At 32.3% G+C, this 17,026-nt stretch carries 9 protein-coding genes and 7 pseudogenes; 2 read left to right on the top strand and 14 right to left on the bottom strand.

Going from position 1 to position 17,026, the window contains the following annotated elements; genetic code table 11:
- The 10 genes and pseudogenes from ACZZ95_RS16050 to ACZZ95_RS16005 all read right to left on the bottom strand — a co-directional run bounded on the left by ACZZ95_RS16050 (nt 1) and on the right by ACZZ95_RS16005 (nt 9,410).
- Nucleotides 1-999 (bottom strand): glycosyltransferase family 2 protein, encoded by a 999-nt coding sequence (locus tag ACZZ95_RS16050; RefSeq protein ID WP_463469787.1) that lies wholly within the window; start codon nt 997-999, stop codon nt 1-3.
- Between the two features lie 126 nt (nt 1,000-1,125).
- A pseudogene (gene fabV, locus ACZZ95_RS16045) lies at nt 1,126-2,318 on the bottom strand (enoyl-ACP reductase FabV).
- Between the two features lie 21 nt (nt 2,319-2,339).
- Nucleotides 2,340-2,849, bottom strand: a complete 510-nt coding sequence (locus ACZZ95_RS16040; protein WP_463469786.1) for a hypothetical protein — start codon at nt 2,847-2,849, stop codon at nt 2,340-2,342.
- Nucleotides 2,850-2,858: 9 nt separating this feature from the next.
- Nucleotides 2,859-4,512, bottom strand: a pseudogene (gene recN / locus ACZZ95_RS16035) (DNA repair protein RecN).
- A 54-nt stretch (nt 4,513-4,566) separates the two neighbouring features.
- Nucleotides 4,567-5,451: a type IX secretion system protein PorD gene (gene porD, locus ACZZ95_RS16030; RefSeq protein WP_095951611.1), complete on the bottom strand. Its 885-nt coding sequence runs from the start codon at nt 5,449-5,451 to the stop codon at nt 4,567-4,569.
- Between the two features lie 72 nt (nt 5,452-5,523).
- Nucleotides 5,524-6,736, bottom strand: a pseudogene (coaBC, locus tag ACZZ95_RS16025) (bifunctional phosphopantothenoylcysteine decarboxylase/phosphopantothenate--cysteine ligase CoaBC).
- 7 nt (nt 6,737-6,743) lie between these two features.
- Nucleotides 6,744-7,061: a DNA-directed RNA polymerase subunit omega gene (locus tag ACZZ95_RS16020; protein WP_095951613.1), complete on the bottom strand. Its 318-nt coding sequence runs from the start codon at nt 7,059-7,061 to the stop codon at nt 6,744-6,746.
- A gap of 9 nt (nt 7,062-7,070) precedes the next feature.
- Nucleotides 7,071-7,865, bottom strand: a complete 795-nt coding sequence (locus ACZZ95_RS16015) for an outer membrane protein assembly factor BamD (protein ID WP_463469785.1) — start codon at nt 7,863-7,865, stop codon at nt 7,071-7,073.
- Nucleotides 7,866-8,001: 136 nt separating this feature from the next.
- Entirely contained in the window at nt 8,002-8,883 is an 882-nt protein-coding gene (gene dapA, locus ACZZ95_RS16010) for a 4-hydroxy-tetrahydrodipicolinate synthase (RefSeq protein WP_463469784.1), read from the bottom strand.
- A gap of 14 nt (nt 8,884-8,897) precedes the next feature.
- Nucleotides 8,898-9,410 (bottom strand): DUF6913 domain-containing protein, encoded by a 513-nt coding sequence (locus ACZZ95_RS16005; RefSeq protein WP_463469783.1) that lies wholly within the window; start codon nt 9,408-9,410, stop codon nt 8,898-8,900.
- Nucleotides 9,411-9,457: 47 nt separating this feature from the next.
- On the opposite strand from ACZZ95_RS16005, the pseudogene ACZZ95_RS16000 reads away from it, so the two are divergent.
- Both ACZZ95_RS16000 and ACZZ95_RS15995 read left to right on the top strand, forming a co-directional pair.
- Nucleotides 9,458-10,238, top strand: a pseudogene (locus ACZZ95_RS16000) (5'-nucleotidase C-terminal domain-containing protein).
- A gap of 41 nt (nt 10,239-10,279) precedes the next feature.
- Nucleotides 10,280-11,192 (top strand): annotated as a pseudogene (locus tag ACZZ95_RS15995) (bifunctional metallophosphatase/5'-nucleotidase).
- Here ACZZ95_RS15995 and ACZZ95_RS15990 read toward each other — a convergent pair.
- The 4 genes and pseudogenes from ACZZ95_RS15990 to ACZZ95_RS15975 all read right to left on the bottom strand — a co-directional run bounded on the left by ACZZ95_RS15990 (nt 11,179) and on the right by ACZZ95_RS15975 (nt 16,985).
- Entirely contained in the window at nt 11,179-11,871 is a 693-nt protein-coding gene (locus ACZZ95_RS15990; RefSeq protein ID WP_095951619.1) for a lysoplasmalogenase family protein, read from the bottom strand. The pseudogene ACZZ95_RS15995 and the gene ACZZ95_RS15990 sit on opposite strands and share 14 nt — an antisense overlap.
- A pseudogene (gene ligA / locus ACZZ95_RS15985) lies at nt 11,858-13,865 on the bottom strand (NAD-dependent DNA ligase LigA). Before ligA ends, ACZZ95_RS15990 begins: the two are co-directional and overlap by 14 nt.
- A 237-nt stretch (nt 13,866-14,102) precedes the next feature.
- Nucleotides 14,103-16,040 (bottom strand): OmpA family protein, encoded by a 1,938-nt coding sequence (locus ACZZ95_RS15980; RefSeq protein WP_463469782.1) that lies wholly within the window; start codon nt 16,038-16,040, stop codon nt 14,103-14,105.
- An 11-nt stretch (nt 16,041-16,051) separates the two neighbouring features.
- Nucleotides 16,052-16,985: pseudogene (locus ACZZ95_RS15975) on the bottom strand (PorP/SprF family type IX secretion system membrane protein).
- Nucleotides 16,986-17,026 lie beyond the last annotated feature (41 nt).

Raw genomic sequence — 17,026 nt, 5'->3', positions numbered from 1 at the left:
TTATACTTTAAAAAACATACGAGGAAAAGCTTCTTGAGGTTTCTTTTTTAATAAAATTACTTTTATAAAAGATTTTAAAAATCCTGTTCCGTAACCAAAGAATTGTTTCCAGACTGCAATTACAGAAAGATATCCAATTTTAATACTTTTATTTTGAATACTTGCTGTAAGAAAAATTATAACGAAATATACGAAATATAATTGTAATAAAATATCAATATTAAAAATTAACAATAAAAAAGCTAATAATAAACCCAGTATAAAGACCGTTGGAAAGAAGAAAGTAAGCTTATTATGTTCTGGATACCAGCTATTTAAAATTGGTCTTGCGATACCAAATTTTTTCACTTGAATAGAGAATTTTTCCCAGTCAATTCGACGTTTATGATACACATAAGCCTCAGAAAACAGTCTGGTTTGGAATCCTAAATTCCATAAACGGATAGATAAATCGGGATCTTCGCCCGGATGAATGTTTCCAAAACCTTTTGAAGCTTCAAAAGCTTTCTTCGAAATTCCCATATTGAAACTTCTTGGCTGGAATTTATTTATCTTTTCAGAACCACCACGAATTCCTCCTGTTGTAAGAAACGAAGTCATTGCAAAATTAATTGCTTTCTGAATATCAGAGAAACTATCTAAAGCTTTATCTGGACCTCCAAAACAATCTACATATTCTCTGTTCAATTCTTTACGAACTTCTGTCAAATAATTAGAAGGGATAATACAATCTGAATCAAAAATGATAAAATAATCCCCTCTCGCCTTTTGCATTCCAAAATTTCTGGAATCTCCAGGTCCCGAATTTTCTTTAAAATAATAGGATATATTTAATTTCCCCTGATAATTCATCACAACATCTCGGCAAGGAATTGAAGATCCATCTTCGACAAGAACAATTTCAAAAGCTTCATTATAATCAGATTTTGAGAGACTTTCTAAAAGTTCATCAACTTCGTCTGGACGATTATACACGGGTATAATTAAGGAAAAAATCATAGCAGAATGCGCGTTATTAAAGGGTATATTTTTTAAGTTCAAAATTTTAACAAAGATATGGTATATTAACAAAAAAACCATCAACTTTCGATTGATGGTTTTTTGTTTACTAGTAAGTAAATATTGTTATTTGATACTTTCGATTTCAACAACTTCGTTTGCTTCTGCAGTATAATCAACACCTGCAAATTCGAATCCGAATAAATTTAAGAAATCATTTCTATAACCTGCAAGATCACCAAGTTCTGGTAATGTCTCTGTAGTTGCTTCTAACCAAAGTTTTGCTACTTTAGCCTGAACATCATCACGCATTTCCCAGTCGTCAATTCTAATTCTTCCTTTTTCGTCTACTGGAACTTCAGAACCATTGTATAATCTGTCTTGGAATAAACGTTGAATCTGCTCGATACAACCTTCGTGGATTCCTTCTTCTTTCATAATTTTATATAAAAGAGAAATATATAATGGAATTACTGGAATTGCAGAACTAGCTTGCGTTACTAAAGCTTTATTTACAGAAACATAAGCTTTTCCTCCAATAGATTTTAAAGAATCTGCTATAGTAAACGCTGTAGCTTCTAAATGATCTTTTGCGCTGACCAATAGTTCCTTTACGGTAAACTGCCTCTGTTAAAGATGGCCCGATGTAAGAATAAGCAACAGTTGTAGCTCCTTCTGCTAATAAATTTTCATTTTTTAAAGCATCAATCCACATTGTCCAGTCTTCACCACCCATAACAGCAACTGTATTCTCAATATCTTCTTCGTTAGCTGGAGCAATAGAAACTTCAGAAACTTTTCCTGTATGAAAATCAACTGTTTTGTTTGTAAAAGTTTGTCCAATTGGCTTTAAAACTGAACGATGCGTAACACCTGTATTTGGATTTGTACGTACTGGTGAAGCTAAACTATAAATAATAAGATCAACTTGCCCTAAATCAGCTTTGATTAGATCAAGAGTTTCTCTTTTTATTTCGTTAGAAAACGCATCTCCATTAATACTTTTTGCATACAAACCTACTTTATGAGCTTCTTTTTCAAATGCTTGCAGAATTATACCATCCTGGAGAAGCTGTTTTTCCTTCAACCGGTGGTTTTTCAAAGAACACTCCAATTGTTGCCGCACCAGAACCAAAAGCACTAGTAATTCTTGAAGCTAATCCGAAACCTGTTGAAGCACCAATTACTAAGACTTTTTTAGGTCCAGCAATTTCTCCTTTAGATTTTACATATTCGATTTGATTTTTAACATTTTGCTCAGCTCCCTTTGGGTGGGCAGTCAAACAAATAAATCCTCTCATTCTAGGTTCTATAATCATCTTGCAATTATTTTTTTTGTATTATTTCAATTTCAATTTTAATTTTTCAAAAATAGACATTTTATCCTTAACCCTTTTCATATTGGCATTCATATTGTCAATAAAATTTGGGTTCAAAGCATTTTTAGTCGCCGCTTTATAATAATGATAAGCTGTAATATATTCACTTTCATATTCAGCCATTCTTCCTAATTCACTGTTATAAGTAGAATTATCGGCATTTTCTAAATTAGCCAAAGTAAAATTAATATGTTCTTTTGCTTCGTTGTATCGGCCAATATCAATCAATAAATAAGTATAATTTAAATATGGCGTCGCATATTTAGGATCAAACTTCATTGCCAATTTGTAATGATCATAATCACTCAATTTATTATAATATATCCATCCTAAATGATTGTGGGCTTTTCCAAAATCAGGATATTGAGATAAAATTTCTTCTAACAGCTCTTTTCCATCTGCTGAATTTCCTTCAGAAATTAATGCATCTGCTTTTATAAATTGATTTTCGTAAAAACTTAAACTTTCCATTTCTCTGTTTTAATTCAGTAATTGTTTTGCGTGATTCAGAGCCGAATCAGAAATATTTGCTCCAGATAACATTTGGGCAATTTCTAAAATACGATCTTCCTGTGACAAAAGTTTTAACTCAGACTGCGTATCGTCTCCAACCGTAGATTTTGAAACTTTAAAATGAGAATCTCCTTTTGCCGCAATCTGCGGTAAGTGCGTAATGGCAAATATCTGCATAGCAACACTCATTTCTTTCATAATTTCTCCCATTCTAATTGCAATTTCTCCAGAAACTCCAGTGTCAATTTCGTCAAAAATAAGGGTTGGTAATTTTGAATATTTAGCCAAAATTGCTTTTACAGCAAGCATAATACGAGACATTTCTCCACCCGAAGCCACTTTTTTCAACAAACCAAAATCGGTTCCTTTGTTGGCAGAAAACAAAAATTGCAATTCGTCTTTACCATTTTGAAAATAAGTTGCTGATGGCAGTAATTCCATTTTAAAACGAACATTTGGCATTCCTAAAGTCTCTAAAATCGAAATTAGTTGTTCCGACAATTTCGGAATAGCATTTACTCTATTTTCATGAATCTGAACAGCATATTTATCAAGTTCAATAGTTTTTTCCTCTATAATTTTAAACAAAGAAGCTATTTCTTCATCCATATTATCGAGTTCTAATAGACTATTTCCTAAATCGGCCTGAATTTGAAGCAGACCATCAACAGAATCTACCTGATGTTTTTTCTGCAGATTGTAAATCAATTGTAATTTTTGATTTACCAATTCTAACTGTGCCGGATCATTTAATAGTTTCTCTGAAGAATTTTCTATTTCTTTTGAAATATCATCAAATTCAATTGACAGACTTGTGATTCTTTCAAATAAATTTTGATATTCAGCTGAAAACGGAGCCACTTTTTGCAATGCGGTTTTAATTTCATTCAAATTATGAAAAACACCAAATTGCTCTTCATTCGCAAGTACTAATGACTTATCAAGAGATTCTTTGATTATTTCAACGTTGTTTAGTTTTTCATAATCACTTTCTAACTCTTCCTGTTCCCCAGATTTTAATTGTGCTTGCAACCAATTCATTCAACAAAAACGTATGGTATTCTTGTTCTTTTCCAGAATCACTTTGCTTTTTAAGTAAAGCGTTCCATTTTGATTTATCTGATTTATACGATTTAAGCAGTTTTTGATAATCTGCAATAACGTCTACGTTATTTGCAATGGCATCAATAATCTTAAATTGCACATTTTCATCTGATAATTCTTGTGTTTGTCGTCGCGAATGAATATCAATTAAATACAAACTCAAATCTTGCAGTTCTTGAAGATTTACGGGACTATCATTTATAAAAGCACGAGATTTTCCAGAAGGCAAAATTTCACGTCTAATGATTGTTTCGTCTTCATAATCGAGATCATTAGCTTCGAAAAAATCTTTTAAATTGTATTTGGAAATTTCAAAATGTGCTTCAATTACACATTTTTCTTCTTTATTTTTCAAAGAAGTAAGGTCTGCTCTCTTACCTAAAACAAGACCAATTGCACCTAAAATAATTGATTTACCCGCACCTGTCTCACCTGTAATTATAGAAAAACCTTTAGAAAAATCTATTGCTAATTTTTCAATAAGAGCATAATTTTTAATTGACAGTGACGTAATCATAGGGCAATTTTGTAAAAATAAAGATTAAAGTAAGTTTTTTTAATTGATTACAGATTAATATTTAATCTGTGACCATTTAGTAGAATTTAACGGAGAAACTTTATTCAAGACATCTGTTAAATCTGTAATAGTAATACTTGGTCCGCCAGAGAAAATAGAAACAATTTCATCTGATTTTGCATCAAAGAAAACCCGGGTTATAAACGCATTTGGTTTAACCGAATTTAATTTACCGATAAGCAATAATGAAGATTTTATTTTTTCCTTTGAAGTTTTTAAATCCGAGCTCATACCGTCTAATCCTGTATGATAAGCGTACATAGTCTGGCGTAAATCGCTGTAAGTAGGCGCAATCATATCGTTAATTAAGTAGTAACGATTCTGAATTCCATCTGCCTGGCTCCAGCCTTTAAATCCGCCTTGCTGTGCTACATTGGCAATATTTTGCGCTGTTTGTAGATATTGATTACCGGCTCCCATTTGAAAAGTATCTGCATCCATACCTAAAATCAAATAGCAGTAAAAAGATACCACAGAAACTAAATTCGAATCGTAAGTTGTTGGGTTAAACAATAATGGTTCGTATTCTGTATATCTGAAATTAAAATCTTTGTCGTTATAATTTAAAACTGGTGAAGAATAAGTAGAATTAAAAATCAATCTTGAAGACTGAACCTGAATAGTTCCCGTAAATTGATCTGAACTGTTAGACGATAAAGTAATATACATCGAACAGTTAATTCTTTCGTTTTGTTTTAAAATTGATCCCGTCCAATCTGTTTTATTTACAAACTCGGACAAAGAAGTCTGAAGCGTCTTAAAAACCTGATTATTTGGGTTCGTAAGTCGTTCTGTATTAATAGTCACTGTACAGTTTAGCTGTTGTGCTTGTACAAAACCAAAGCTTAAAAACACCAATAACGTAACTATCTTGTTCATAATCTCTAAACATTTAAATTTTATAACACAGATTGTTTTCCAATCTATGTTTCGGCGTATATTTTTAATCTACTATTTTGAAAAATGCAGAATCACTTTATTCAAAATATCAGTCGCAACAGATTCTTTTGATTTTAATTCCATAGGTTCAATTTTAAAATTTTTATCAATAAATGTTACTTTATTGGTTTCTTTTTTAAAACCAGCACCTTTATCTTGTAAGGAATTTAAAACAATCAAATCTAAGTTTTTTTTCTGAATTTTCAACTTAGCATTCTCAATTTCATTTTCAGTTTCTAATGCAAATCCAATTAAAAACTGTTCTTTTTTAATAGCTCCTAAAGAAGACAATATATCTTTTGTCTTTTCAAGTTCTATAGAAAACTCAGTCGCAGTTTTTTTAATTTTTTGATCTGCAACAAATTTTGGTCTGTAATCTGCAACAGCTGTCGCTGCAATAGCGAAGCATCAACATCATTAAAATACAAATGACAAGCATCGTACATTTCCTGAGCAGAAACAACATCTATAACTTTCACCAAAGCATTTTTAGCCTTGTAATGCGTTGGACCAGCAACTAAAAACACTTCTGCACCTAAACTCGTCGCTTCATTAGCAATATCAAACCCCATTTTTCCTGAAGAATGATTTCCTATAAAACGCACGGGATCTATTGCTTCGTATGTTGGCCCCGCAGTAACTAGTATTTTTTTCCTTTTAAAGGCGACTTACTCTCTAAATCAGCTTCTAAGAAAGCAATTATATTTTCAGGTTCTGCCATTCGGCCTTCACCAGACAAACCACTTGCCAATTCTCCATTTTCAGCTGGAATCATAATGTTTCCAAACTGTTTTAAAGAAGCAAAACTGGATAAAGTTGAAGGATGTTTGTACATATCCAAGTCCATTGCAGGTGCAAAATAGACCGGACATTTAGCTGATAAATATGCCGCAATTAAAAGATTATCGCAGTTTCCTGTGGTCATTTTAGATAATGTGTTTGCAGTCGCTGGCGCAATCAGCATAATATCAGCCCATAAGGCCAATTCTACGTGATTATTCCAAACTGCTTCTTCATCATCTTGATTAAAGAAACTTGAATGTACAGGATTTTTTGATAAAGTAGATAATGTAAGAGGGGTTACAAAATCCTTAGAAGCAGGTGTCATTATCACTTGGACATGTGCACCTGCTTTTATAAAAAGTCGTACTAATGTGGCTGTTTTATACGCTGCTATTCCACCGGAAACACCCAGTAAAATATTTTTCCCGTTTAAAACTGACATGGTACTATTATTTGTTTGAACTTCTGTGGTAAGTTTTACCGTCTAACCATTCTTGAACAGCTAAAGCGTGTGGTTTTGGTAATTTTTCGTAAAATTTAGAAACTTCGATTTGTTCTTTATTTTCAAAAACTTCTTCTAGACTATCATTATAAGTAGCAAACTCTTCTAATTTTTCAGTCAATTCTTTTTTAATCTCAGAATTAATTTGATTTGCTCTTTTAGCCATAATGGTAATTGCCTCATACACATTTCCTGTTGGCTCTTCAATAACTGTTTTATTATAAGTTACTGTGTTAACAGGAGCATTCGTCTTTTTTAAATCCATGACTTTATTTTATTTAGTAAATTTTTGTAAATCTGTTTCAACTCTGGCATTCATTTCTTCTGCCTTAACTTTGTATTTTGTATCGCTTTTAAACTTGATTAAGTTTCCGTAAGTCGCTTTAGCAACATTTAGACGCTCTTCCATTTTTGAAGGCACGCTATTGATTGCCAGTTGATATGCTGAATCATATTTATAAAACAACGCATCTTCTTTAAAAGGTGTTCCAGGATAATCAGCGATAAAATTATCAAAAGCTACTAAAGCTGATTTATAATCTGAAATTGTATTGTAACCTTTAGCATTTTCGTATGCTTTTTTCTCTAATTTACCATTTAACAGTTGCACCGTTTCATTTGCCTGAGCAACATATTCGGAATTTGGATAATTATCAATAAAAGCTTGTAATTTTTCTAATGCTTTTAAAGTATCTGTTTGATCCAGACTGTAAACAGGAGCTAATTTTGAATAACTGTAAGCACCTAAAAATGTCGCTTCCTGTACTTTTTCACTTCGTGGGTAACCAGAAACAAAAGATTCAAACTGATAACCAGCTAAATAGTATTGTTTCGTTTTATAATAAGACTGTGAAAACATATAAAACAACTTTTCTGCCTGAGGTTTTCCTCTATAAGATGTCGCTAATTGTTCGAAAAGACGAATCGCTTTTGAATATTTTCCGGCATCATACATTTTTGTTGCCATGTCAAATTTAGTCGCAACATCTTCATTTTTTAATGCTTTTTGATACTCTCCACAAGAACAAAAAAGGGCTACAACAATTAACAGCGATACTATTCTTTTCATTTTCTTACTTTTATTATGATCTCTCAGACAATTATGCCAAAGCAAAATCACACCGAAGTTTCGGTGGCAAATTTAGTTATTAATTTAGCTACTACAAAATATTTTTTAGTATAATAAAATCGCGTAAAACTTACGTTTATTTAATACTGTTTTTAACAAATTCATTTAATCTTTCTGCCAGCGAATCGTCTACAGTTACTAAAGGTAAACGAACGGTATTGTCAGCAATTCCAAGCGCTTGGAAGATTTGTTTAATTCCAGCAGGATTTCCCTGTTCAAAAATCATATCAATACTGTCCGACAAGAAATAATGCGTTTTGAATGCATCGGCGACTTTTTTATTTAATCCTAATCGAATCATTTCTGAAAATTCTTTAGGAAAACCTTGTCCAATTACAGAAATTACGCCGGCGCCTCCCGCCAAAACAATTGGCAGTGCCAGCATATCGTCTCCAGAAATTACAAGAAAATCTTTGGGTGCATTTTTAATAATCTGCATCGCCTGCGCCATATCTCCTGCGACTTCTTTAATTGCTACAACATTCTCAAAATCATTCGCAAGACGAATTACTGTTGAAGGAAGCATATTACTTGCTGTCCTTCCTGGAACATTATATAGGATTACAGGAACTGGAGAAGCCTCGGCAATTGCTTTAAAATGCTGATAAATTCCTTCCTGCGTTGGTTTATTATAATAAGGTGAAACAGATAAGATTGCTTCAAAAGCAGTAAAATCTCTTGTTTTTAATTCCTCAACAATCTGCATAGTATTATTTCCTCCAACTCCTAAAACTAGAGGCAGTCTTCCTTTATTTACATCGATTACTGTCTTTACAACCAACTCTTTCTCTTCTGTTGTAAGGGTAGCATTTTCTGCTGTTGTTCCCATAACCACAAGATACTCCACTCCTCCATCTATAGAGAAGTTCACGATTCGTTGTAAAGCTTCGATGTCAACTGAAAAATCTTTTTTAAATGGCGTTACAAGTGCAACACCAGTTCCTATCAATGATTGCATATTTTAATTATAATTTATTTTAATTTTTTTAAATACCTAAACAATTCCGAAACGAATAGTTTATAGTTGTTCAATTCTGTATTAATCATCCAACGATTTAAATTAGCATCCACACTAGAAAAACCGACTTTAAATTTAGCTTTTGATTTACTTGTGATCATCATTAAAATGATATTTTCGACATCATAATAACTTAACAAAATATCAAATTCTGTATTTATAAAATCGTTTAAGAAATCTGCTGTAATTTCTCCTCTCCAATTGATATCTTTTTTACCAAAAGTAGGTCTTAAATACGTTTCTTTTTTGTCAAATTTTCCTTTGTATGCGACAATTTTTATGTTTTCTGAAGCAATTCCCTGAAGGTTTAATTCCTTTATCAGCGCTTCCGAATGTGTAAAATTACTTTCATCTATCAATAAACCAACTGTTTGAACGTTCTTAGAAAAGACTTCGTTTTTTGCATTACGTAAGTTATTTTTTAATGATTTTTTTACAAAAAATTCCTTTGTATAATTCAAAAACATACTACTTTTACTAGATTACAAAATTAATTATTTAAGTTGCATTTAAAATGGTAAAACTAAAAAAGTATAACGGATTTTTGAAACTTTTTGTTATATTCTTAACACTTTTTTTTATATCTTCCTGTAGTCAGAAAAACTACAATTTAACAAAAATAGAAGGAAAACAACTTCCTATTACTGAAAAAGATGCTGAAACTCCAGCAATTGAAAGCTTTATTAAACCATATCGCGATCACATCAATCAAGATTTGGATAATGTGCTGGCTTATTGTCCTGAAACGCTGGATAAAAGCACAGGGAAATGGCAGACTAGAATTGGCAGTTTATTAGCTGATGTATGTCTGCAGAGAGGCAGACAAGGTTTTTAAAGCTCGTGAAAATAAAGATATTGATATGTGTCTTTTAAATCATGGTGGTATTCGTGCCATTTTGCCTAAAGGAAATGTTACTGCAAGAACAGCTTTTGAAATTATGCCTTTTGAAAATAATCTGGTTGTTTTGGCTTTAAAAGGAGAACAAATTCAAGATATCGTCGCCTATATAATAAAGGAGAAAAAACCACAGCCTTTGTCTGGAATGACTTTTACAATTACAAAAGAAAACACTGCTAAAAATATTCAGATTCAAGGAAAACCACTTGATTTAAATAAAACTTATTATGTTGCCACAAACGATTATTTGGCAAATGGCGGTGACAGCATGACTTTCTTCTCCAAAAGCACTCAGAAATTTGATTTAAATTATAAGCTTAGAAATGTGCTTATTGATTACTTCACAGAGGTTGATACAGTTCTTGCGCCGAAAAACGTTAGAATTACTGAAGAATAAAATTTCGAAAACAATATAGCATTCCTGAAAAAAAATATAAAATGAAAAGAAGAGAGTTTATCGAAAAAACGGCAGCAAGTACCGCACTATTAAGTTTAGGTTTGTCTTTGAGCAGTTTTGATACTAACGATATTAAGCATTTAACTATTCTACATACTAATGATGTGCACAGTCACATCGATCCTTTTCCTGCTGATGATCCGCGTAATCCTAATAAAGGAGGTGTATCTCGCCGTGCGAGCATTAATAGAAACTATTCGCAAAGAAAACCCGAATGTACTTTTGCTTGATGCCGGGGATATTTTTCAAGGAACTCCTTACTTTAATTATTATGGAGGTGAATTGGAGTTTAAGTTGATGAGCATGATGAAGTATGATGCTTCGACTATTGGAAATCACGATTTTGACAATGGTCTTGACGGTTTATATGCACAACTTCCACATGCAAGTTTTGACTTCATTTGTTCTAACTATGATTTTAAAAACACCGTTATGGACGGACATGTGAAACCGTACAAAATTTTCAATAAAAACGGAATTAAAGTTGGTGTTTTTGGACTTGGAATTGAGCTGGAAGGTTTAGTGGACAAGCAATTATACAAGGAAACGGTTTATAATAATCCTGTTGAAATCGCACAGGATATGACACAGCTTTTAAAGAAAGAGCAGAAATGTGATTTGGTCATTTGTCTTTCGCATATTGGTTATAAATATAGAGATGATGCATCGAAGATCTGCGATCTTAAACTGGCGGAATTAACTCAGGATATTGATTTAATTATTGGCGGGCATACACACACTTTCTTAGACAAGCCAACTATTGTAAAAAACAAAGCTGGTAAAGAAGTATTGGTAAATCAAGTAGGTTGTTACGGAATTAATTTAGGCCGTATTGATTTTTACTTTGATAAAGACAAAGCTCATACAAACCAAGGAACAACTATTGTTGTATAGGTTTATTTTGAATTCTAGCTTTTTCTAAAAAGTATTCTACCATAAAGAAATAAGCTAGAATTTGAGTTGTATCTCGGATTAAAACCAAAACAATTGAATACGAAAAGTATTCATTAAAAATATAGAAAATATCAGAGAAGATGTAGCTTACTGCCATTAATGACATTAGTAATGTAATATGCGTTCCTTTTGTGATGTAACTTACAAAACAATAAGAGCCTAATGTACTTAAAACGATTCCATAAAAAGTGTATAAAAAATTATATCTTTTCATGCTGTCGAGCTGTAAACTCAAAACAGAAACAAGAAGATATACAATAAAAATAACTACAATAGAAATAGGCAGAATATCTCTTTTGGTCAATTTTATACGTTCATGCTCTCGAATAAAAATTCTTACTATCAGCAGATAGACAATTAAGAAACTTACTGCACCTCCAATCTCAGAGCTTTCGACATTCATTAAGTCAAACACTTGTCCCACAAAACAAAAAAAGAAAATCACACCTTCTGATTTTCCAATTTTGAATTCACTGCTGATTAAAAAATAAATAAAAATAGCGGGAAGAACAATTGCTTTAGCATAAGTCGCAAAGAATTCCTGCTCTGTATAATCGAAAATGATTGTACATAACAAGGCTAGAAAAAACAAAATTAATGATGGCTTATTCGGTGTCATTTAATTTGTTGATAAAATCTTCTTCTGATAATATAGTAATATTTAATTTGGTTGCTTTTTCTAATTTCGCTGGTCCCATATTATCTCCTGCAACAACAAAATCTGTTTTTGCAGAAATTGAGCTTCCAACTTTTCCTCCATTGTCTTCAATGGCTTTCTTTAATTCGTCTCTTGAAAATTGGCTGAATACTCCAGAAACTACAAATGTTTTGCCGTTAAATTTATCTGTCGCATTTGGATTGATTCGTTCTTCGATTTGAAATTGAACGCCATAATTTTTTAAGCGTTCGATAATCTTTTGATTTTCTTCATTTTCAAAAAATTCAATAACACTTTTGGCTATTCTTTCACCAATTTCATCAACCAAAATTAAATCCATTAAAGAAGCTTGGCTTAATGCATCAATATTTTTATAATGCTTTGCTAATTTTTTGGCTACAGTTTCTCCAACAAAGCGAATTCCTAATGCAAATAACACACTTTCAAACGGGATTTCTTTAGATTTCTGGACTCCATTTACCAGATTCTCAGCAGATTTCTTTGCCATTCTTTCTAAATGCAGAATATCTTCTACTTTCAATTCGTACAAATCAGCGTAATTATGTACTAAATCATTTTTAAAAAGTAATGCAACGGTTTCTCCGCCAAGTCCTTCTATATCCATGGCTTTTCGAGAAATATAATGTTGCACTCTGCCTATAATCTGTGGCGGACAGCCGTAAAAATTTGGGCAATAATGATTGGCTTCGCCTACATTTCTAACCAGTTCAGTGTGACATTCTGGACAATAAGCGATATAGTGCGTTTTTTCTGAATTTTCAGGGCGCTTATCTAAATCTACAGCAATAATTTTTGGAATAATCTCTCCTCCTTTTTCAACAAAAACAGTATCATTTATTCTAATATCTAATTTTTCGATTTGATCGGCATTGTGAAGAGAAGCTCTTTTTACAATAGTTCCTGCAAGCTGTACGGGCTCTAAATTGGCAACAGGAGTTATAGCGCCAGTTCTTCCAACTTGATATGAAATTGATTTTAATTTGGTAGAAACTTGTTCTGATTTGAATTTGTAAGCAATTGCCCAGCGCGGTGATTTGGCTGTATATCCTAATTCTTCCTGATGCTGAATACTGTTTACTTTTATAACAACACCGTCTGTTTCATAAGGCAGATTATGACGATGAACATCCCAATAATCAATAAAATCAAAAACTTCTTGCATGTTGTTGACTAATTTTGCTTCTTTTGGCACTTTGAATCCCCAGTTTCTAGCCGATTCTAATCCTTCAAATTGTGATGAAAAAGGTAAATTATTTCCTGTCACAAAATACAACAAACATTCCAGCGGACGTTTGGCAACCTCAGCGCTGTCTTGTAATTTTAAACTTCCTGAAGCTGTATTTCTTGGGTTTGAATATGGTGTTTCTCCGATTTCGATTAATTCCTGATTCATTTTTTCGAAACCTTTAAATGGCAGAATTATTTCTCCGCGAATATCAAATTTATCCGGATAATTTCCTTTTAAATGAAGCGGGACCGATTTTATAGTTTTGATATTATTGGTTACCTCATCACCTTGAAAACCGTCTCCGCGTGTTAACGCCTGAACTAATTTTCCGTTTTCATAAGTAATACTAATAGAGGCACCATCATATTTTAATTCGCAGGTATATTGCAGATTAACGTTTCCTAGAACTCTTTGAATACGATTTTCCCAATCTAGCAGATCTTCTTTAGAATAGGAATTATCCAAAGAATACATTCTATACTGATGCGCTATTGTTTTAAAATTTTTGGTAATCGCGTCGCCTACTCAGCTGCGTTGGGGAGTTTTCATCAAAAAATTCTGGATGTTTATTTTCTAAATCCTGAAGTTCTTTTAGTTTACTATCAAAATCATAATCTGAGATTGTGGCATTATCCAACACATAGTAGTTGTAATTGTGTTGATTAAGTTCATTTCGTAATGTTTGAATGGTATCTTGAATGCTCATAAAAAAATGCAAATTATAATAATGATAAACTGAGTATCAAAATTAGAATTTATTTTTGTTCAAAAGCATAAAATGTAAAAGTTTTAAAAAATCAAAAATCAGACTGCAAATTCATGCAGTCTGATTTTCTCCTTGTCCATTATTCTTAAAAAAGAATTAATAAAAACCAACTTCCAAATGGTTTCGACGTTATATATTTTAAACTGATAATCAATAAATTACAGCACAAATATAAAACTATTTTTGAATAATGATAAAATCTGAGCGTCTATTTAGTACATGTTCTTCTTCTGTACATTTTACACCATTTTTACATTTATTAATTAATCGGCTTTCTCCATAACCAATAGCACTTTCAATTCGAGAAGGATCAATGTCTTGAGAAACAATATAATCTCTAGTTGATTTCGCTCTATTGTCTGAAAGTTTTAAATTATAAGCATCTTTTCCGCGAGAATCTGTATGTGATTCGATCTTGATTCTGATGTTTGGAAATTTTCGCATAATAAAAACTACTTTAGACAATTCTTCAACTGCTTTTGGTGTAATATCGAATTTGTCATAATCGAAATAAATTGGATTTACATCTACTTTTTCAACACCTTGTTTCTTAACAACCAGGTCATCGTAGTTACTCAATTCAAAATTCACATCTTTGATTTCACCGCCATTGTCATTAGTTGTTTCAACCGTTTTATCATCGCTGCTGTAATTTGGTTTTGCCGCAATCATTTTTACTACTTTATTACAGGGAACCTCTATAGCATATTTACCATCAAAGTTTGTTTTGGTTTCACCCAAAATTTCGCTGAAAGAATTGTATGCCATTATCGTAACGTCTGTTAAAGGCTTTTTACTTTTGTGGTCTATAGCCATTCCAGAAATACTCTGATTACAAACTGGTTTTCCTTTTACGAAAGAATAAATATCATCATCGCCTTTTCCTCCTGCTCTATTAGAAGAAAAATAGCCGTAACCATTTGTTCTGTCAATTATAAAAGAAAAATCATCCTTGTTACTATTTATAGGAGCTCCAAGATTTTTTGGTGATGAAAAACTTCCATCTGCCAGAAAGGTACTTTCGTAAACATCTAAATCTCCCCAGCCATAATGTCCATCAGAAGAAAAATACAAAGTCCCATTTTGATAAAATGGAAACACTTCGTTACCAATAGTATTAATTTTTGGTCCTAAATTTTGAGGCGAACTCATCGTTCCATCAGCGACAATTTTTACTACATACAAATCTGTTTCACCATATCCGCCCGGCATATCTGATGCAAAGAAAAGCCATTGCCCGTCTTCGCTTAATGATGGATGTCCTACGGAATAATCATCGCTGTCAAAAAATACTTTCTGCGGATTTTCTAATTTATTATCAACAATTGATCCCTTGATAATCTGGAAATTATTGACTTTAGCATCATCCACAACCAATTTATTTTTCTTTACAATATTTGTTGAATAATAAATGGTTTTTCCCTGAACATCAAAACTTGCAGTTGCTTCATGATATTTGGTCATTACATTTGGAAGAAATACACTTTCATTAAATAAACTTCCATCGGCTGGATTTCTTTCTGCTAAATACAAGTTCAAAAAAGGCTGATTGTTCCAAGTGTACAGTTTATCGATGAACTTTGTAGTATCACGAGCCGAAGTAAATACAACATTGTCTTTGAAGAAAGTTGCGCCAAAATCTGATTTACTGGTATTAATATCTAGATTTTTAATGGTATAAAGCGGTTTTGCTTTCGCTACGCTGTCCATATATTTCTTTTGGGCAACATATCTATTAATCTCCGCTTTATCTCCTTTTTTATCCAAATACTCTCTTGTGGTTTTATCTGCTTCGTCATAATCCATAACTGCTTTCATGGATTGGATGTAACGCAGATAGTAAATATCAGTCAAATTGTTACCTTGAACTTCATACAGTTTTTTATACCATTTAAGTGCATTTCTGGAATCAGAAATAAAATAGTACGAGTCTGCCGCGTTTTTAAGAGTCTGAGCTGAAGGGTCTTTTATGTTTTGCAAACATTCTTCATAGGCTTTAGAAGCATCTAGATAAGAAAAGTTTCGAAACAAAGCATCCGCTTTCTTCAAGTTTGTTTTTTGAGCGAAACTAAACGTAACGCTCAAAATCAAACATAGGATATATAGTTTTTTCATAGGTTTTATTTTTAGAAGAATCGAGGAGATTTAATTTTGCTTTGGTTTTTGACAAATTGATAACGCAAGATGATTTCGTGAGAACCATCATTGTATTTATTCAATTGGCTTACAGTGTAATCAAAAGAATATCCGAGATAAAAACTTGGTGAAATTTGAAAACCTGCCAGTATACTTACAGAATCATCTGTTCGATACGCTCCTCCTATAACAAATTTTTCCTGAATCATAAAATTTGCCGATATGTCTGCGGTAAGTGGTGCCCCGCTTACTGCTTTTACTAAAAATGCTGGTTTAAATTTCAAATTTGGATTCAAATCGAAAACGTAACCTCCCATTAAAAAGTAATGCAGACGATCATAATCAATAGATTCCTGAACATCGTCATAGTAATCACTTCTAATAAAACTTGGAACAGAAAGCCCTACATACCATTTATCTGTATAATAATAAACTCCGGCTCCTACTGCTAATTTCATTTGGTTGTTAATGTTCTGATTTAACAAAACATCATCATTGTCATAATATCTTCCTTTAGACCAATCAATGTTTAACATTCTCATTCCTGCTTTTAAACCGAAAGCAAGTCTTTGCTCATATCCCAATGGTATAGAATAAGAGAAGTTTCCATCAAGGTATAATTCATCTGAAGGACCAATTTTATCATTTACAACGCTCAATCCTAAACCGATTTTTTTCATTTCGAAGAGGAGAATGAATGGAAAATGACTGCGTTTCTGGTGCACCATCAATTCCAATCCATTGTGAGCGATATAAAAGTGTCGCTTCTATGGTGCCGGTAGACCCAGCATAAGCTGGATTTACCGCCATAGTATTGTACATATACTGGGTATATTGAGGATCTTGTTGTGCTGTGGCACAAACCGTGATAAAAGAACATATTAAAATGAAATATGTTTCTAATGATTTTATATATAGTTTCATAACGATACTTATTTAGTTTAATTAATTAGATGATTAATAGA

Source organism: Flavobacterium sp. AC267, from assembly GCF_979258715.1.
Note: the sequence above shows the minus strand (reverse complement) of the source record. Positions and strands in the feature narration are given on the sequence as shown.

Bases quoted from the DNA above. Each gene is read 5' to 3' on its own strand.
- ACZZ95_RS16005 (WP_463469783.1), bottom strand. From the start codon at position 9,410: ATGTTTTTGAATTATACAAAGGAATTTTTTGTAAAAAAATCATTAAAA.
- ACZZ95_RS15990 (WP_095951619.1), bottom strand. From the start codon at position 11,871: ATGACACCGAATAAGCCATCATTAATTTTGTTTTTTCTAGCCTTGTTA.
- ACZZ95_RS15980 (WP_463469782.1), bottom strand. From the start codon at position 16,040: ATGAAAAAACTATATATCCTATGTTTGATTTTGAGCGTTACGTTTAGT.
- ACZZ95_RS16015 (WP_463469785.1), bottom strand. From the start codon at position 7,865: ATGAAAAGAATAGTATCGCTGTTAATTGTTGTAGCCCTTTTTTGTTCT.
- dapA (WP_463469784.1), bottom strand. From the start codon at position 8,883: ATGCAATCATTGATAGGAACTGGTGTTGCACTTGTAACGCCATTTAAA.
- porD (WP_095951611.1), bottom strand. From the start codon at position 5,451: ATGAACAAGATAGTTACGTTATTGGTGTTTTTAAGCTTTGGTTTTGTA.
- ACZZ95_RS16050 (WP_463469787.1), bottom strand. From the start codon at position 999: ATGATTTTTTCCTTAATTATACCCGTGTATAATCGTCCAGACGAAGTT.
- ACZZ95_RS16020 (WP_095951613.1), bottom strand. From the start codon at position 7,061: ATGGATTTAAAAAAGACGAATGCTCCTGTTAACACAGTAACTTATAAT.
- ACZZ95_RS16040 (WP_463469786.1), bottom strand. From the start codon at position 2,849: ATGGAAAGTTTAAGTTTTTACGAAAATCAATTTATAAAAGCAGATGCA.